This is a genomic window from Nocardioides sp., from assembly GCF_964229035.1.
In the GTDB taxonomy this organism is placed as follows: domain Bacteria; phylum Actinomycetota; class Actinomycetes; order Propionibacteriales; family Nocardioidaceae; genus Nocardioides.
Genome location: NZ_CAXRAZ010000014.1, coordinates 1 through 17,915, shown reverse-complemented (window position 1 = coordinate 17,915; position 17,915 = coordinate 1). Strand labels below are relative to the sequence as shown.

The window sequence follows — 17,915 nt, the reverse complement described above, 5'->3', positions numbered from 1 at the left end:
ACCCAGGGCCTTCGCCGGGCACACTGCTGCCCGTGCCCGACAACGATCGCCCCGCGCTCGCCGACGTCCTGGACCTGCAGCCCCATCCCGAGGGCGGCTGGTACCGCCAGACGTGGGCCGCGCCCGAGCAGGTGACGCTGCCCGACGGGAGGGTGCGACCGGCGTCCACCCTCATCTACTTCCTGCTGCCGGCGGGGGAGCACTCCGCGTGGCACCGGGTCCGTTCCAGCGAGCTGTGGCTCGCCCACCGCGGCGAGGTGCACCTGCAGCTCGGCGGCGACGGCAGGGTGCCGGAGGCGGGGGAGGTGCTCGTGGTGGGTGAGGACCTCCCGCAGGCCCTCGTGCCGGCCCACGTGTGGCAGCGCACGCTGCCCGCCGAGGACGACGCCCTGGTGAGCTGCCTGGTGAGCCCCGGCTTCGACTTCGCCGACTTCGAGCTCGCCTGAGCCTGCTGCTCCGGCGAGCCGCCGGAGCGCGCAGGCGGAGGAGCCACCGCGCGTCAGCGCAGCGGGAGCAGGTACTCGCGCTCCACGCCGACGTCGACGAACCCGCAGCGGCGCAGGATCGGCGCGCTCGGCGCGAGATGGCCCTTGGCGAGGGCGAGGTCGGCGTCCTCGAGGCGCGCGCGGTGCAACCGGGCGGCCAGGAGCGCGCGGTAGACGCCCCGGCCCCGCACCTCGGGGTGCACGCTGCCGCCCCACAGTCGCACGACGCCGGCATCGAGCGTGGCACCGGCCGCGCCGACCGGTCGGCCCTCGGGCAGGAGGCGTGCGAGGAACCAGGCGGCCTCGGGCATCTCGGTGTCGGCGCGCAGCTGCTCGCGCAGGTCGTCGTCGTCGAGCGGCGCGGTGCCGAACGCGGCGGCGGCGACGTCGGTGGCTGCCCGGAGGTCGGCGAGGTCCTCGACCGTGGTGACCACGACGTCGTGGGGCGCGTCGAGGCGGGGGAGGGCGTCGTCCACGGACGCGGCGAGCACCTGCGCCTCGTCGACGAGCGTGCCGCCGCGCAGCAGTACCTCGCGCTCGAACTCGTCCGGGTGACCGGGACGCACGCACCAGGTGAGGTGCTCCACGCCCATGCCGAGCGCGATCTCCCGCACTTCGTCGACGACCTGCCGCACCGTGCGTCGCAGCGGCCCCAGCCACTGCAGCTCGACGCCTCCGCCCGACCAGGAGGGATGGCCGACGAGCCGGTACTCGGGCGTGCTGACCTCGCGCGCCCCCTCGGGCGTGTAGGTCCACGCGGCGCTCGCCGCCTGCGCGCGGATGAGGTCGACGGGCACGCGGCGACGCTAGCGGCCCGCGCCGACGGCCTCGGACGAGGGTCGTGGCGGGCCGGATGGACGAGCAGCGCGGGCGAGGGGCCCCGGTGGCGCGGACTTGTGTCGGGGGTGCGTGATTGGCTTCGTCCGTGGACGGCTTCGGATCGGACGATGGCAGGAACGGCGCTGCGGCGCCCGGCCCGGGTGCGGGCCCGGCCGGTGGCGCGCGCGGCCCCGCCTACCGCTTCGCGCCGGCTCCAGCCGCTGCCGCCGTGCCCGCGCTCGACGACGACCAGCGCCGTGTCGTCGACCACCCGGGCGGTCCGCTCCTGGTGCTCGCCGGTCCCGGCACGGGCAAGACCACCACGCTGGTCGAGGCCATCGTCGAGCGGGTCGAGCAGCGCGGAGCGCGCCCCGACCAGATCCTGACGCTCACCTTCTCGCGCAAGGCCGCCGACCAGCTGCGCGACCGGGTGAGCGCCCGACTGGGGCGCACCACCTCGGCGCCGCTCAGCGCCACCTTCCACTCCTTCGCCTACGCCCTGGTGCGCCGCTACGCGCCCGCCGACCTCTACGACGGCCCGCTGCGCCTGCTGTCGGCGCCGGAGCAGGACGTCGTCCTGCGCGAGCTGCTCACCGACCATCCCGAGTCGGTGCGGTGGCCCGAGCGCTTCGGCCGCGCGCTCGGCACCCGGGGTTTCGCGAAGGAGGTGCACGCCGTGCTGGGGCGCGCCCGCGAGAAGGGTCTCGACGGTCACGACCTCGTGGCCCTGGGCCGCGCCGAGGGGGTCGAGGAGTTCGTCGCCGCGGGCCTCTTCCTCGAGCAGTACCTCACCTCCCTCGACAACCTCGGGGCCACCGACTACTCCGACCTCATCCGCCGCGCCGCGATCGAGGCGCAGGCCCATCGCGAGGAGTTGCGCTCCGAGCTGAGGCACGTGTTCGTCGACGAGTACCAGGACACCGATCCCGGCCAGGTGGCCCTGCTGCGCGCCCTCGCCGGCGACGGTCGCGACCTCGTCGTGGTCGGCGACCCGCACCAGTCCATCTACGGCTTCCGCGGCGCCGACGTGCGCGGCATCCTCGAGTTCCCCACCGCGTTCCCCCGAGCCGACGGCTCGCCGGCCGACGTGGTGGCACTGCGCACCACCCGCCGGTTCGGGCTGCGGGTGCTCACCGCCGCGCAGCGTGTGGCGGGGCGCATCGGCCTGCCCGGCTCGATCGAGCCCGGCGCTCGCGAGGCCTTCCTGCGCCCGGTCGCCGCGCCCGGACCTCACGGCGACGGCCGGGTGGAGGTGCACACCTTCGACACCGACCGCGCCGAGGCCGAGCACCTGGCCGACCTGCTGCGTCGCGCCCACCTCGAGCAGGGGGTGGGCTGGGACGACATGGCCGTGCTCGTGCGCTCGGGCCGGGCCAGCATCCCGGCGCTGCGCCGTGCTCTGGGGGCCGCCGGCGTGCCGGTGGAGGTGGCCGCCGACGAGGTGCCGCTCGTGCGCGACCCCGCCGTCCTCCCGCTCCTCGAGGCGCTGCGGGCCGTCGTCCACCTGGAGGTGAGCGACCCCGACGATGTCGCCCACGTCGACGCGGGGCGGGCGGTCGCCCTGCTCACCGGTCCGCTCGGCGGGCTCGACGCCGGCGACGTGCGTCGCTTGGCGCGCCGGCTGCGGGCTCGCGAGAAGGATCGGGCCCAGGCCGAGCACGACACCCCGCTGCCGTCCGCGGCGCTTGTGCGACGCGCGGTGGTGGAGCCCGGCTTCCTCGACGGTCTCCCCGGCTCCTCCGCCACGGAGGTCGAGCGTGCACGGGCGCTGTCCGCGCTGCTGGCGCGCGCCCGGGCCGAGCTCCTCGCCGATGCCGATGCCGAGTCCCTGCTCTGGACGCTCTGGTCGGGCACCTCCTGGCCGCAGCGCCTGCGCCGCAGCGTCGACGCCGGCGGCGCCGCGGCCCGTCGCGCTCACCGCGACCTCGATGCCGTGTGCGCGTTGTTCGACGTCGCGGCGCGTGCCGGTGAGAAGCGTGAGCACCTCGGTGTCGTCGCGTTCCTGGAGAGCCTGGTCCAGCAGGAGATCCCCGGCGACACCCTCGCCGATCGCGGTGCCCGGGGAGCCGCCGTGCGCCTGCTCACCGCGCACCGCAGCAAGGGCCTCGAGTGGCGGCTGGTCGTGATCGCCCACGTGCAGGACGGCGGCTGGCCCGACCTGCGGCGCCGCAGCACGCTGCTGGGTGCCGACCGCATCGGTCCCGGCGTGCTGCTGCCCGCGGTCTCCACCCGCGAGCTGCTCGCCGAGGAACGACGCCTCTTCTACGTCGCCTGCACCCGGGCCCGCGAGCGCCTCGTCGTCACCGCCGTGCGCTCGCCCGACGACGACGGCGAGCAGCCGAGCCGCTTCCTGGCCGATCTCGTGCCGACCCTCGACCAGATCGCCCACCACGTGGGCCGCCCGCGCCGCCCGCTCTCGATGAGCGGCCTCGTCGCCGAGCTGCGTCGCACGCTGGCCGATCCCGACGAGTCGCCCGCGCTCCGTGAGGCGGCCGCCCGCCGGCTGGCGCGGCTGGCCGCCGAGACCGTCGGGCAGCGCCCGGCCGTGCCCGCGGCCGATCCCGCCACCTGGTGGGGCACGCGGGCGCGTAGCCGCTCCGAGCAGCCGGTGCGCGAGGCCGACCTGCCCGTCGCGGTGTCGGCGAGCACCCTCGACGCGATCGCGACCTGCCCCGCCGCGTGGTTCCTGGAGCGCGAGGCGGGCGGCGTCACGCAGAGCCATCAGTCGGCCAACGTCGGCCAGATCGTCCACGCCCTGGCCGAACGCGTGGCCGACGGCAGCCTCGAGCCGTCGGTCGACCTGCTCATGGCCGAGGTCGACGCGGTGTGGGATCGCCTCGACTTCCGCACACCGTGGTCGAAGCAGCGCGAGCACGAGCGCGTGCGCAACGCCCTCGAGCGCTTCCTGCACTGGCACGGGCAGAACCCACGCCGGTTGCTGGCCACCGAGGCCCGGTTCTCGGCCGTCGTCCCCATGGACGACGGCACACCGGTGCGTCTCACCGGCTACGCCGACCGCGTCGAGCTCGACGGCGCGGGCCAGGTCGTGATCGTCGACCTCAAGACGGGGCGCTCCAAGCCCAGCGGGCCGGCGGTCAAGGGGCACACCCAGCTCGCCCTCTACCAGTTCGCGGTCGAGGCAGGTGCGCTCGACCGCCCTGACGACGACCTCGTGGGCCTGCGGCCGGCCGGTGCGGAGCTCGTGCAGCTCGGACTGGAGGACGGGTCCGCGAGCGCGACGGTCCAGCCGCAGGACCAGCACACCGAGATCACCCCGGAGCGCGTGGCCCTGCGCGAGCGCATCGCCGCCACCGCCCGGATGCTGCGCGAGGAGGACTTCCCCGCGATGGGCGGCGATCACTGCCGCAGCTGCTCGTTCATCACGCTGTGCCCGGTGCGCAGCCCCGGATCGGTGGTGGAGTCGTGACCACGGACGGCACGTCGACGGTGGTGGGGCGCGAGCTGCGCACCCCGCAGGACCTCCAGCGGGCGATGGCGGCGGAGTTCCCGCCGAGCGAGGAGCAGTGGGCGGCCATCACGGCGCCGCTCGCTCCCGCGGTGGTGATCGCCGGAGCCGGCTCCGGCAAGACCACGCTGATGGCCGCGCGGGTCGTCTACCTGGTGCTCACCGGGCAGGTCCGCCCCGAGGAGATCCTGGGTCTCACCTTCACCAGCAAGGCTGCGGCCGAGTTGCGCTCACGGGTGCGCGAGGCCCTCACCCGGGCCGGGGCGCTCGATCCTCGAGCAGCCACCGCCGACGGCCCCGGCGGCACGGACCCCGACGACGAGCCCCTCGAGCCCACGGTCGCCACCTACAACGCCTACGCGGCGGGCCTGCTCACCGATCACGGGCTGCGGATCGGTCACGAGCCCGACACCCGCGTCATCACCGACGCCGCCCGCTACCAGCTCGGCGCCCGGGCGGTGGAGCGCTACACCGGTCCGATCGCCAAGCTCTCCGATCACCCGGCCACCGTCATCCAGGCGCTGCTCTCGATGGACTCCCAGATGAGCGAGCACCTCTGCGGGCCCGACGACGTGCTCGCCGTCGACGCGGGCGAGCGCGACCACTTCGAGCGGGCCCTGCAGGCCGAGATCGCCGAGAAGAACCGCAAGACCTACCGCGAGGCCATCGAGAAGGCGATCGACGCGATCGACCGTCGTGCCGAACTGCTCGGGCTCGTGCGCGCCTACCGGCGCCTGAAGTCCGACCTCGGCCTGATGGACTTCAGCGACCAGATCGCCCTCGGCGCACGGCTGGTCACCGAGCAGCCCGATGTCGGCGCCGCCGAGCGAGCGCGATTCAAGGTGGTCCTGCTCGACGAGTACCAGGACACCTCGGTCGCGCAGGCGATCATGCTCTCGCGGCTCTTCGGCGACGGGCACCCGGTGATGGCGGTGGGCGACCCGAACCAGGCGATCTACGGGTGGCGCGGTGCGTCGGTGTCGAACATCCTCAACTTCCCCGAGGTCTTCGCGTCGCGGGAGGGGGCGGTGCCGGTGCTGCCCCTCACCATCAACCGACGCTCCGACGAGCGCATCCTCACCGTGGCCAACCGCCTCGCAGCGCCGCTGCAGGAGAAGTACGCCGGCAAGGTGGCCGGCCTGGTCCCCGGCCGGTCCGATCCCGGCGAGGTGGGCGTGGAGGTGTTCGAGACCCAGGCCGACGAGCTGACCTGGCTCACCGCCGAGGTGCGGGCCACCCACGACCGGGGTGCGGCGTGGCGCGACATGGCCGTGCTGAGCCGCGACAACGCCCACGCCGAGCTCGTCTTCGACGCCCTCTCCACCGCCGGCGTGCCGGTGGAGATCGTGGGGCTGGCCGGCCTCGTGCGGCTGCCCGAGATCGCGCTCGTCGTCGCGACGCTGCGGCTGGTGCACGACGTCACCGACAACGCCGCACTGCTGACCCTGCTCGCGGGCCCGCGCTGGGCGATCGGACCCCGGGACCTGAAGCTGCTGGGCGATCGGGCGCAGGAGCTCGCCGGCGGACGTGGTCGGGCGACCCCCGAGCAGGCGCCCGGCGTCGCCGAGCAGCTCGTCGCGATCGCCGACGGCATCGATCCCGCCGAGATCCCCTGCCTGGACGACGCCCTGGCCGATCCCGGGTCGGCGCCGTACTCGCCCGAGGCGCTCGAGCGGTTCGCGCTGCTGCGCGAGGAGCTCCGGGTCCTGCGAGCGGCGCTCGGTGAGCCCTTGCTGGACCTGGTGCGCCGCATCGTGGAGGTCACCGGCGTCGACGTCGAGCTGGCCTCCTCCACCAGTCCGGCGGCCGCGGCGCGACGCGACAACCTCGACCTCTTCGTGCGGGCCGTGGCCGACTTCCCGGCCGTCGACGGCGAGGTCACCCTCGCCGCGCTCGTGGCCTGGCTGACGGCCGAGGACGAGGCCGGCAACGGTCTCGAGGTCGCCACCCCGTCGGAGGCCGACTCGGTGAAGCTGCTCACCGTGCACCGCTCCAAGGGGCTCGAGTGGCCGGTCGTGTTCTGCGTCGGGGTCGGCGAGACCCGCTTCCCGAGCAACCGCGGCCGCTCCCTGTGGACCTCGAGCCCCGCCGTCCTGCCGGCGATGCTGCGCGGCGACGCCGACGACCTGCCGCAGCTGCGCGGGCACGACAAGTCCGCGCTCGACGCCTACCGCGCCGACACGAAGGCGCACGAGGCCGAGGAGGAGCTGCGCCTCGGCTACGTGGCCTTCACCCGAGCCGCGCACCGGCTGGTCGTGTCGTCCTTCCTGTGGGGTCAGCGGGCTCGCTGCTTCGGCCCCTCGCCCTTCCAGCAGGTCGTCCGCGACCTCCTGCTCGACTGGGGGGTCGAGCACACCTGGCGCGACAAGCCGGGCTCCGACGAGACGAACCCTGCTGCCACCGACGACCTCGTGAGCCCCTGGCCCCGCGACGGTGCCGGCACCGAGGCCGAGCGGCGGGTCGCCGCGGCGGATGCCGTGAGGGCGGTCGACCACGCTGCGCCCGAGCCCGAGTACGACCTCGTCGAGGCTGCCCGCGTCGAGCAGTGGGACGCCGAGATCGAGCGCCTGCTCGACGAGCTCCACGCGGATCGGGCGGGTGAGATCGTCGTCCCGCTGCCCGCGTCGCTCTCGGCGACGGCACTGGCGCGGCTGCGCGACGACCCCGAGGCGTTCGCCCGCGAGACGGTGCGGCCGATGCCGCGGCCACCGGCCCCGGCCGCCCGCTTCGGCACCCGCTTCCACGCCTGGGTCGAGTCGCGCTTCGGCCAGCTCGGTCTCTTCGACACCGACGAGCTCGACGGACGCGCGGATCTCGGACTGTCGGACGTCGCCGACGAGGTCGAGCTCAAGGAGCTCATCGCCTCCTTCGAGAACGGTGCGTTCGCCTCGCGGGTGCCCGCCGCCGTCGAGGCGCCGTTCGCGCTGGTGCTCCAGCGCCCGGGCGGCGCCGGGCAGGTGGTGCGCGGACGCATCGACGCGGTCTACGAGGAGCCGGCCGGGTCGGAGGCGCGGTTCCTGGTCGTCGACTGGAAGACGAGTGCGCGCCAGAACGCCGACCCGCTGCAGCTCTCGATCTACCGCCTCGCCTGGGCCGAGCTCACCGGCGTGCCGCTGCAGCAGGTGCGTGCGGCGTTCTACTACGTGCGTTCGGGCAGTCTCGTCGAGCCTGAGGGCCTGCTCGACCGCCCGGGCATCGAGGGGATGCTCCGCTAGCCTCGGCGCCGTGACGCTTCCGCACCTGGCGCTGGTCGCCGACCCTCACGATCGGCGCGGCCTGCTGCGCACCGACGACGCCTGGCTGGCCGAGCGGTGGGACGATCCGACGAGTCGGGTGCTGGTCGTCTCCGGGACCCGGATCCGTCCGGTGGAGGGCGGCATCGAGTGGCTGCCCACGGCGCAGGCGCCGGACGGCGTCCGCGTGCTGCTCGGCGATCGCGACGGCGTGACCTGGTGGGCGGTGATCGTGGGCTCCGAGCTGGGCCGCAGCGAGCCCGACCGCTGGGTGCCGCTGCGCGGGCTGCTCCCGAGCTTCACCGACGACCTCGCCCGGGAGGCGCCGCTGGTGTTCCACGCGATGGGCCTGGCCGAGTGGCACGCCGCTCATCGCCACTGCCCCCGGTGCGGGGGATCGCTCGAACCGCGGGCGGCGGGCCATGAGCTCGTGTGTCGCGACTGCGGCAAGCCCCAGTTCCCGCGCTCCGACCCGGCGGTCATCATGCTCATCGCGGCGGGTGAGCCCGGCTCGCCCGAGGAGCGCTGCCTGCTCGGGCGCCACCCGTCGTGGCCCGCCGGCCGCTACTCGACGCTCGCCGGATTCTGCGAGCCCGGCGAGACTCTGGAGGACGCCGTGCGCCGCGAGGTCGCCGAGGAGACCGGGGTCGTCGTCGGCGAGGTCACCTACGTCGGCAACCAGCCCTGGCCGCTGCCCGCCAGTCTCATGGTGGGCTTCCACGGTCGCGCGATCAGCGAGCGGGTCGTGCTCGAGGACGACGACGTGGAGGACGCCGGCTGGTTCACCCGCGAGGACCTGCGCCGCGGCGCGGAGTCGGGGGAGCTCGTGCTGCCCGGGGGCGTGTCGATCAGTCGCTCGCTGATCGAACTCTGGTTCGGAGGGCCTCTCCCCGGAAGCTGGTGACGGGGTCCGCCGAGCTGCGCAGGCGCCGCGGAGTGGTGCCGAACCAGCGCTGCACGGCGTGGTTGAGGGCGGCCTGCTCGCTGAAGCCGGCCAGCGCGGCCACCTGCCCCACCGGCAGGCGCGAGTCGCGCAGGTGCCGGACGACGACCTCGCGTCGGACGTCGTCCAGCACCTGCGCGTAGGTCGTGCCCTCGCCCGCGAGGCGACGCTGCAGCGTGCGCGGATGCAGCGCGAGCAGTCGGGCGACCCCCTCGAGGGTGGGCGCTCCCGCCGCCAGGGCTGCGGCCACCGCCACCCGCACCCGGTCGCGGACGCCGGTCGCGCCCGATCCGTAGCGCTCGGCGAGGTGGCGCACCGCGCGTTCGCGCACCTGCGGGTCGCCGGCCGCGAGCGATTGCTCGAGCAGGTGCCGTTGGACGCACAACGCCGCCGTGGGCGCACCGAAGCGCACGTCGGCACCGAAGTAGTCGGTGTAGCGCCTCAGCGGTGACAGCGGGCGATGGGGCACGTGCACCGAGCGCAGCGACGGTCCGAGCCCGACGAGGGTGCGGGCGACGCGGAAGAAGACACCGAGTCCGTGCTCGATGCCCTGCGCCGAGTACGGCGAGAGCCGCGGATCCTTGGCGTAGGTGAGCGCGACGACCCCGCGGCGACCGAGCGGGTCGTCGTCCACGGCGACGGTGAGGGCGGGTGCGTGGGCGAAGAGGTAACGCGCCGCGATCGCGACCGCGTCGGTGCCGCTGCCGCAGGCCTCCACGGCCACGGCCAGCGGACCGAGGATCGACAGGTCCTGGCGTTCGGCCAGGCGCAGTCCGAGGTCCGGGCACGACCACTCCTCGGCCGCTTCGTCGAGCATCGCGTCGTGGGCGGTGTGCGAGAGGAGGGTCTCGGGGTCGCGCAGGTCGCCCGGCTCGATCCCGTGGCGCCGGAGCAGTGCGCGGGGGTCCCCGCCGACCTCGCGGGCCAGGTCGACGAAGCCGTCCAGGCTGGCGGCGCGGATCGTGGTGACCATGGCCATATTGTCGCCCTCGATCAATTCCTGGACGACGGATCCCACCTACCGTCGGGGGAGGGCCGGAGGACGGCCCGGCACCACAGCGACGACGCGGAGGCGCGAGATGACCACCGAGACCACCGAACCGACCACCTCCCAGGACACCGCTCCGGCCGCCCCGACGACCACCGACCCCGATGCTGCGCTGGCCGCCATCGGGGCGCGGAGCATCCCCGAGTTCGCCGGCGTCCACGAGGTGTGGCCGCGCGGCGAGCGGTTGCGGGCGGTGCGCGAGGCGGCCGCCGCCTACAAGGTGCGCTTCAAGGAGCAGGGACAGGTCACCGCGGTGCGCTCGGTCGACATCGCGGCCGCGCCCTACCCGGTGAAGTACGCCTTCCACGACGCCGTGGCGGTGCCGACGCTGCCCCTGATCTCGATGGTCAACCGGATGATCGTGGTGCAGTACGACGACTTCGACGCTCGCCCGCGCACGCTGGTCTTCGAGCCGACGGTGCCGGACGGCTCGGCGCGCGCGCCCTTCTACAGCAACCTGCAGCGCCTGGTCGAGAAGGTGCCGGGCGGCGGGCTGCTCGAGCGGTTCGCGGTGCGCTACTACAACGAGCCCTCCGACGTCCTCGACGTCGTCGGGCTGCGCCCCGAGGACGTCGACTTCTGCACCTTCGACCACCTCCACGTGCAGGACCCCCGGATGATCCTCGGGTCCTCGGCGGTGATCGAGGGCGAGAGCGCTCCCCGCCCGCCGCTGTTCGGCGACGCCCGCATGCTCGTGCACCGCCGCGAGCTCGCGACCCTGGAGTCGATGCACCCGATGCAGTGGGCCTGGTACGTCGAGGAGGGCCTCGACGGCGTCGACCCTGACCGGTTCGTCACCTTCGACACCGACATCGAGCTCGGCCCAGGCATCGCCCTGCTGTGGACGCCGGGCCACACCGACGGCAACCACTCGCTCGTGATCAACACCCCCGACGGCGTGTGGGTGTCGTCGGAGAACGGCGTGGCGCTCGACAACTGGCAGCCCGAGCTCTCGCGCATCCCGGGCGTGCGCCGCTACCACGAGGCGCTCGGCCGCGAGATCGTGCCGAACGCCAACACCCTGGAGGACTCCCTCGACCAGTACGACTCGATGGTGAAGGAGAAGACGCTGGCCGACCGCAGCACCCGCGACCCGCGATGGCTGCAGATCCTGCCCTCCACCGAGCTGGTGGACTGGAAGCGCTTCTGGCCGGTCGTGCCGACCTTCCGCCACGGGGGCATCTCCTACGGCACCATCCGCCCGCAGCGGTGAGCGCCGCGGACACGCCGTCGGCGCAGCTCGCCCCGGCGCACATCGACGACGTCTTCATCACCGGTGCCCGCGGATTCATCGGCCGCACGCTGGCCCAGCACCTCGGCTCCCACGGGACGACGGTCGCGGGCGTCGACATCGCCCCCGATCCGTCGTCGAGGGTGGTGGCCGGCGACATCACCGAGCCGGAGGGTTGGCGGTCCTCCATCGCACCGGGGGCGGTCGTCGTCCACACGGCGGCGCTGGTGTCGAACGTGCCGACCCTCGCGGAGGCCTGGCGGGTCAACACCCTCGGCACCCGACGCGTCCTGGACGCCGCGATCGCGGCGGGAGCGCGACGGGTCGTCTACGTGTCGTCCGTGCGCGCCTTCTCCGACCTCGGCTTCCCGGACGGCGTCACGGAGGACCACCCGCTGCGACCCGACGGCAACCCCTACGTCGACACGCGCATCGCCGCCGAGCAGGCCGCCCTGCAGGCGCACGCGGCAGGCGAGATCGAGGTCGTCGTCGTGCGCCCCGGCGACGTCTACGGACCGGGTTCGCGACCGTGGACCGTGCTGCCGGTGCAGATGATGAAGGCGCGACAGTTCGTGCTGCCGGCCGGTGGACGCGGGATCTTCAGCCCCGTCTTCGTCGACGACCTCGTGGAGGGGCTACGTCTCGCGGCCGCGCACCCCGCCGCTGCCGGACAGGTCTTCACACTCAGCGGGGGAGTCGGCGTGACCAACCGCGAGTTCTTTGGTCACTACAGCCGGATGCTGGGCCAGCGGGGGCCGCTGTGCGTGCCGACCCCGGTCGCCCTCGCTCTCGCCACGGCGGCCGACCGCGCGGCGCGGGTGGTCGGCGGCGAGACCGAGGCCAACCCCACCGCCGTGCGCTACTTCCTGCGCACCGGCACCTACTCGATCGACAAGGCCCGCCGCGTGCTGGGCTACGACCCGCAGGTCGACCTGGCCGAGGGGATGGCGCGCACCGATCGGTGGCTGCGTGCGGAGGGGCTGATCGACTGACCCCGCGGCTGACCGGCGCCCGACCGGCTCCCGGTCAGGCCAGGGCGGCGAGCTTCTCCTTGACCTGCTTCAGGCTCGGGTTGGTCTGGGCGGTGCCGTCGCTGTAGACAAGGGTCGGAACGGTCTGGTTGCCGTTGTTGGCCGACTCGACGATGGCGGCGGCCTCCGGCTGCTGCTCGATGTCGACCACCTCGTAGGCGATGCCTTCGCGGTCCAGCTGGCTCTTCAAGCGGTGGCAGTAGCCGCACCAGGGGGTCGAGTACATCGTGAACTGAGCGGTGGACATGATGCTCCTGTCAGGTCGGTGCCACCTCGCCGCGGCGGCGGGGATCGTTCTTCGGTCGGTCCAACGTCGGGCCGCGGCCGACCATTCCGAGGCCGGACCCGGGGACGGGCCGGGCTCAGGCCGGTGTGGCCTCCGGCGCGCGATCGGGGTCGGTCCCGCGGCCCGCGCCGGGGTCGTCGGCGGCGAGCAGGGCCCGGAGCTCGTCGTCCACGAGGCGCTGGTGCGCGGCGGCGTCCTCACGGGCGGCCCTGATGCTCCAGCGACCGTGCAACCGCCACGAGAGCGGGACGACGAGCAGCTGCCCGATCAGGCAGATCCACCACCAGCGCTGCCACTCGCCGGGCCCGCGCTTCGCGGCGTCCTGCACCGGGGGGCCGTTGCGGGCGAGGTACTCCAGGTCCGCCGGCGGCACCTTCGCGGCCGCCAGCACGGCGTCGCGCCGGTCCGCGCGCGTGCCGGGGACGCCGGCCGCACGGAGCTCGCGCATCGCCGCGAGGCGGGCCGCCCGGCTCTCCGGGGCCTCCCTGAGGCGCTGCATGGTGGCGGGCTTGACCACCGCGAGGGTCTTCAGCTCGCTCGCGTAGGTGGTGCTGAGGGCGCCCACCTTCGCGCCCTGGTCCACCAGGACGCCGGCCGCGGTGACCGTGCTCATGAAACCGATCAGCGTGATCACCACGAACCCGCGCACCACGCTGCCGTAGACGGCGAGGCCCCGGGCGGTGGCGGTCGGGTCGATGCGCTCCACCGTCTCGGTGAACGCGGCCAGCCACGTGCTCGAGGTCATGCCGCCGGCCACGGCCAGCGCCACCAGCAGCACCACGAAGGTGGTGTAGGAGGTGTCGGTGGAGGTGGCGCGCTGGGCGAAGACGGCCAGGGCCACGACCGAGGCCAGCGAACCCACGAGCATCACCGGCTTGCGCACGCCGAGGCGGTCGGAGAGGACGCCGGCACCGACGAGCGCTGCCACGTTGGCCACCCAGTACCAGGTGGCCAGGCCGTTGGCCTCAGCCGGCGTGTAGCCGAAGTTCGCCACGAAGTAGAGGACGAAGAAGCCCACCCGCGTGACGTAGAACATCAGGAACAGGGCGATGCCGAGTGCGGGGATCACGATGACGGGTCGCCACATCGAGCCCAGCGTCCCGGCGCCGGCCGGGGTCTCGCCGGCGCGCTGCCGCGCCCGGTGCTCGACCAGCGCCCGCTCGCGCGCGCTCACCATGACCTGCTCGCGCAGCGCGGGGGAGAGTTCGCGCAGGAACACGAAGGCGAGCACGAAGACGGCGGCTCCGATCGCCCCGGCCACGTGGTAGTGGTACTGCCAGTCGGGGTGGCCCGGCAGCATCCGCCGCGTGATCACGCTGACCACCAGGTTGCCGAGCGAGGGGCCGACCGCCCACAGGCCCATCGCGGTGGCCCGGCCGAGTTGCGGGGAGAAGTCGCGCACGAGCGCCGAGGTCGCGACGATCGCCACGCCCCCGACCAGGGAGAGCAGGGCGTAGACGGCCGTGTACGCCGTCGGCGAGGTCGTCGAGGGCAGCACGAGACCGGTGAGCACCGCTGCGCTGGCCGCGCCGGCCAGGACCAGGTTGACCCGGCCGAACCGGTCGGCGAGCCCGCTCGCCCACGCGGCGAGCGCCCCCACCGCGTTGCCGACGATCGAGACGAGCACGAACGTGCGCAGCGAGATCGAGAAGTCGGCGATGATCGCCGGCGACACGGCCCCCTGGACGTAGACCTGGTAGAACACCGCGGTCGACACGAGTGTGATCAGCGCGAAGTGGCCCGCCCGGGCCCGGGTCGACGGGTAGGTCTCCAGCCGGCGACGCGACGGTGCGAGCGGCGGTGTGGGAGCGGACACGGAACCTCCTGGGCGTGCGGCCGCCGGGAGGACGGCCGCGTCAGGTTACGTGCCCGCCGCGGCCCGCGTGGGCGCTTTCAGGCAACCGCCCGCGCGAGATCGGCCACGCCCGTCGTGGACGTCGCGACCGGGCTGGGGACGGCGGCGGATCGTGTCGGACCCACGCTCTAGGGTCGAGGACGACGCCCGCCCCAACCGCGACGACGAGGAGCACCGCCCGTGACGCCCGAGGACCTCCTGAGCGCCCTCGACCCCGAGCAGCGCCAGGTGGCCGAGGCCCTGCGCGGACCGGTGCGGGTCCTCGCCGGCGCCGGCACCGGCAAGACGAGGGCGATCACCCACCGCATCGCCCACGGCGTCCACAGCGGTGTGTACGCGCCCACCGAGGTGCTGGCGGTCACCTTCACCACCCGCGCCGCCGGTGAGCTGCGCGAGCGGCTGCGCGCCCTCGGAGCCCCGGGCGTGCAGGCGCGCACCTTCCACAGTGCCGCGCTGCGGCAGCTGCGCTACTTCTGGCCGCACGTGCACGGCACCGAGCTGCCGAGCCTCATCGAGTCCAAGATCCCGATGGTCGCCCAGGCGTGCCGCGACCTCGGCATGCGGGGCGACCAGGCCCTGCTGCGCGACCTCGCGAGCGAGATCGAGTGGGCCAAGGTGTCCAACATCGGCGCCGACGACTACCCGCGCCTGGCGCCGCCCAAGGGCCGCTCGGTCGGCGACCAGACGCCCGAGACGATCGCGCGGGTCATCGCCGCCTACGAGCAGGTCAAGCGCGACCAGGGCCGCATGGACATGGAGGACGTCCTGCTGCTCACCGCCGGTCTGCTCGCCTCCGACGAGCGCGTGGCCGCGCAGGTGCGTCGCCAGTACAAGTGGTTCGTGGTCGACGAGTTCCAAGACGTCTCGCCACTGCAGTCGGCGCTCCTCGACCTGTGGCTCGGCGGCCGCGACGAGCTCTGCGTCGTCGGCGACCCCGCGCAGACCATCTACTCCTTCGCCGGCGCCGATGCCGACTACCTGCGCCGCTTCCCCCAGCGCTACCCGGGCACGACGTCCATCGAGCTCGTCCGCAACTACCGCTCCACCCCGCAGGTGGTGGCCGAGGCCAACAAGCTGCTCGCCGGTTCGGGCAGCGCGGGCGTCGAGCTGCGCTCGCAGCGTCCCGCCGGTCCGACGGTGCGCTACGTGGGCGAGGCCGACGAGGTGGCCGAGGCGAGCGAGGTGGCCGCGCGCATCGCCAAGCTGCACCGCGGCGGCATCGCCTACGGCGAGATGGCGGTGCTGTTCCGCATCAACGCCCAGTCCGAGACCTTCGAGGACGCCCTCACCGACCGCGGCATCCCCTATCTCGTTCGCGGCGCCGCACGCTTCTTCGAGCGTCGCGAGGTGCGCGAGGCCGTCACGCGCCTGCGCGGCGCCGCGCGCTCCGGCGAGGCCGGCGACGAGCCGTGGCTCGACGTCGTCCGAGCGGTGCTGGCCGGCATGGGGTGGAGCGCCGAGCCGCCCACCAGCCGTGGCCAGGTGCGCGATCGCTGGGAGTCGTGGCAGGCACTGGCCGACCAAGCGGAGGAGTTCGGCCGCGACCAGGGCGACGCGGCGTCGCTGACCGCTTTCGTGGCCGACCTCGACCGCCGTGCGGCCGAGCAGCACGCGCCCACCGCCGACGGCGTCACGCTCGCCACCTTCCACGCGGCCAAGGGGCTGGAGTGGGACGCCGTGTTCTGCTGCGGCGTGCACGACGGCACCGTGCCGATCTCCTACGCCGAGCAGGGTGGGCGCCCCGAAGCGATCGAGGAGGAGCGGCGGCTGCTCTACGTCGGCATGACGCGGGCGCGCCGCGAGCTGCAGGTCTCCTGGGCGGCGGCGCGCAACCCCGGCCAGGCACCGCGTCGTTCCCCCTCGCGCTTCCTGCTCCCGATGCTGCCCGCCTCGCAGCAGCCCCAGCCCACGAAGGGTGGGCGCGGCAACCGTGTGGCGCGCTGCCGCGAGTGCCTGCAGCCGCTCTCCAGTGCGGCGGAGAAGAAGCGGGGGCGCTGCTCCCACCACCCCGTGCGTTTCGACGAGCGACTCTTCGACCAGCTCAAGGACTGGCGGCGCGAGACCGCCCGCCAGGCCGGCGAGGACGGCAAGTCCCTTCCCGCCTACGTCGTGTTCACCGACGCCACCCTCGAGCTCATCGCCGAGCACCGCCCGCGCACCCTCGCGGCCCTCGCGAAGATCAACGGCGTCGGGCCCAGCAAGATCGAGCGCTACGGCGAATCGGTCCTCGCGCTCCTCGCCGAGCTCGACGGCGACTGAGCGGTCGCCTGCTCGGGCCGCCGGAAAAGAATCTCGATTCCTCCGATAAATGGTTTGCGTCCTCTTTCTCGACCCCGTTAGCGTGACGCCCACACACCGCGCCCGGGCTCTGCCCGACCAGCGCCCGACGACGACGAAGGAGGTGGCACCCGTGAAGACCATGACCCAGGAGTTCTCGATGAACCAGTCCAACGCCTGGCAGTCCACTGCCGCCACCGCCGCTCACGGCTCCTCCGTCGTCCTCGCCTGCGCCCTCTCGACCGTCACCGTCGAGGGCGTCGCTGTGCGTGCCGCCGCCGACGAGACCCGCCGTCTGCGCGTGGCCCACGCGGGTGTCGACGCTGCCGTGGCGGCCAAGCCGTTCGGTGCCTTCGGTGCCTTCGCAGCCCGCCCCCAGGGCAGGGGTCTCGGCCTGATCATCCCGGCCACCGAGACCACCGCCCTCCCGGGTCCCTCCGCCTGGAGTCCGCCCGTCTGAGACGAACTCAGACCAGCAGCCTCCAGGCCGCGGAACCCGACACAGACCGGGATCCGCGGCCTTCGTGCTTCTCATGACCTGAGCGCACGGACGTCGCGGGACCCACCGAGAAGACGACCGAGCGATCAGGTGAGAGAGGAGGAGGTGAGAGCAGATGACGACCAGTGTTCTGGAGCCGACACTGGACGAGATGCTGCCGTGCCGGCGCAACGACCCCGACCTGTGGTTCGGGGAGACGCCGGCCGACGTGGAGTCCGCCAAGGCGATGTGCCTGGAGTGCCCGATGGTGCAGCTGTGCCTCGAGGGCGCACTCGAGCGGCGTGAGCCGTGGGGCGTGTGGGGCGGGCAGCTGTTCCTGGCCGGCGTGGTGATCCCGCGCAAGCGGCCGCGGGGCCGCCCGCGCAAGGACGCCGCGGCCTAGCAGCGATCCCGACCCGATCCATCCGACCGACCTTCCAGAGTGATGCGTCCCCGGGCCGAGCGCCCGGGGACCTGAGAACCCACCGACCAGAGAGAAGAGAACGATGTCCCACCTGATGAACGAGGACCTGGCGCGCGCGCAGATGGCCGCGCGCCTGGGAGAGGCGCAGCAGCTGCGCGTGGCCGGCAACCTGGCCCGCGCCCGCCGCTTGAGCCGCAAGGCCGAGCGGGCAGCGCAGCAGGCTCGTCTCGCCCTCGCTCGCGCTCTGTGACCTGACTCCACAGGTCAGCGAGACCCACCTGATCGCGAGTGATGACCCGCAGGGGCCGGGCCGCCCCCCCCGCGGGCCGGGCCCCGGGG

At 73.9% G+C, this 17,915-nt stretch carries 14 protein-coding genes; 10 read left to right on the top strand and 4 right to left on the bottom strand.

Annotated elements, in window-relative coordinates:
- Nucleotides 1-32 precede the first annotated feature (32 nt).
- Entirely contained in the window at nucleotides 33-446 is a 414-nt protein-coding gene (locus ACERUN_RS05070; RefSeq protein ID WP_370288698.1) for a cupin domain-containing protein, read from the top strand.
- 53 nt (nucleotides 447-499) lie between these two features.
- Here ACERUN_RS05070 and ACERUN_RS05065 read toward each other — a convergent pair whose 3' ends face one another.
- Nucleotides 500-1,282: a GNAT family N-acetyltransferase gene (locus ACERUN_RS05065; RefSeq protein WP_370288697.1), complete on the bottom strand. Its 783-nt coding sequence runs from the start codon at nucleotides 1,280-1,282 to the stop codon at nucleotides 500-502.
- Between the two features lie 128 nt (nucleotides 1,283-1,410).
- Between ACERUN_RS05065 and ACERUN_RS05060 the strand changes: the two genes are divergently transcribed.
- Genes ACERUN_RS05060 through nudC form a run of 3 tightly spaced genes read left to right on the top strand, consistent with a single transcriptional unit; the run spans nucleotide 1,411 to nucleotide 8,907 of the window.
- On the top strand, nucleotides 1,411-4,731 hold the full coding sequence (locus ACERUN_RS05060; protein WP_370288696.1) for an ATP-dependent helicase: 3,321 nt from the start codon (nucleotides 1,411-1,413) through the stop codon (nucleotides 4,729-4,731).
- Entirely contained in the window at nucleotides 4,728-7,985 is a 3,258-nt protein-coding gene (locus ACERUN_RS05055) for an ATP-dependent DNA helicase (protein WP_370288695.1), read from the top strand. The genes ACERUN_RS05060 and ACERUN_RS05055 overlap by 4 nt, the downstream gene beginning before the upstream one ends.
- A 10-nt stretch (nucleotides 7,986-7,995) precedes the next feature.
- Nucleotides 7,996-8,907 (top strand): NAD(+) diphosphatase, encoded by a 912-nt coding sequence (gene nudC, locus ACERUN_RS05050; protein ID WP_370288694.1) that lies wholly within the window; start codon nucleotides 7,996-7,998, stop codon nucleotides 8,905-8,907.
- On the opposite strand, the gene ACERUN_RS05045 is transcribed toward nudC, so the two are convergent.
- Nucleotides 8,852-9,919 carry an AraC family transcriptional regulator gene (locus tag ACERUN_RS05045; RefSeq protein WP_370288693.1) on the bottom strand — a complete coding sequence of 356 codons (1,068 nt, stop codon included), beginning with the start codon at nucleotides 9,917-9,919 and terminating at the stop codon, nucleotides 8,852-8,854. The two genes, nudC and ACERUN_RS05045, sit on opposite strands and share 56 nt — an antisense overlap.
- Nucleotides 9,920-10,025: 106 nt before the next feature.
- Here ACERUN_RS05045 and ACERUN_RS05040 point away from each other — a divergent pair, with 106 nt between their 5' ends.
- Entirely contained in the window at nucleotides 10,026-11,207 is a 1,182-nt protein-coding gene (locus tag ACERUN_RS05040) for a hypothetical protein (RefSeq protein ID WP_370288692.1), read from the top strand.
- The gene (locus ACERUN_RS05035; protein WP_370288691.1) at nucleotides 11,204-12,217 is read left to right on the top strand and encodes an NAD-dependent epimerase/dehydratase family protein; all 1,014 of its coding nucleotides are present in this window, start codon (nucleotides 11,204-11,206) and stop codon (nucleotides 12,215-12,217) included. The genes ACERUN_RS05040 and ACERUN_RS05035 overlap by 4 nt, the downstream gene beginning before the upstream one ends.
- A gap of 34 nt (nucleotides 12,218-12,251) precedes the next feature.
- Here ACERUN_RS05035 and ACERUN_RS05030 read toward each other — a convergent pair whose 3' ends face one another.
- On the bottom strand, nucleotides 12,252-12,503 hold the full coding sequence (locus tag ACERUN_RS05030) for a mycoredoxin (protein ID WP_370288690.1): 252 nt from the start codon (nucleotides 12,501-12,503) through the stop codon (nucleotides 12,252-12,254).
- 115 nt (nucleotides 12,504-12,618) lie between these two features.
- Complete coding sequence (locus ACERUN_RS05025; protein WP_370288689.1) at nucleotides 12,619-14,358, bottom strand: MFS transporter; 1,740 nt, start codon at nucleotides 14,356-14,358, stop codon at nucleotides 12,619-12,621.
- 219 nt (nucleotides 14,359-14,577) lie between these two features.
- Between ACERUN_RS05025 and ACERUN_RS05020 the strand changes: the two genes are divergently transcribed.
- The 4 genes from ACERUN_RS05020 to ACERUN_RS05005 all read left to right on the top strand — a co-directional run bounded on the left by ACERUN_RS05020 (nucleotide 14,578) and on the right by ACERUN_RS05005 (nucleotide 17,826).
- Complete coding sequence (locus ACERUN_RS05020) at nucleotides 14,578-16,656, top strand: UvrD-helicase domain-containing protein (protein WP_370288688.1); 2,079 nt, start codon at nucleotides 14,578-14,580, stop codon at nucleotides 16,654-16,656.
- A gap of 151 nt (nucleotides 16,657-16,807) precedes the next feature.
- Nucleotides 16,808-17,134: a hypothetical protein gene (locus ACERUN_RS05015; protein WP_370288686.1), complete on the top strand. Its 327-nt coding sequence runs from the start codon at nucleotides 16,808-16,810 to the stop codon at nucleotides 17,132-17,134.
- 154 nt (nucleotides 17,135-17,288) lie between these two features.
- A complete protein-coding gene (locus ACERUN_RS05010) occupies nucleotides 17,289-17,555 on the top strand; it encodes a WhiB family transcriptional regulator (RefSeq protein WP_370288685.1) in 267 nt (88 codons plus the stop codon).
- 103 nt (nucleotides 17,556-17,658) lie between these two features.
- Nucleotides 17,659-17,826 (top strand): hypothetical protein, encoded by a 168-nt coding sequence (locus tag ACERUN_RS05005; RefSeq protein ID WP_370288684.1) that lies wholly within the window; start codon nucleotides 17,659-17,661, stop codon nucleotides 17,824-17,826.
- Nucleotides 17,827-17,915 lie beyond the last annotated feature (89 nt).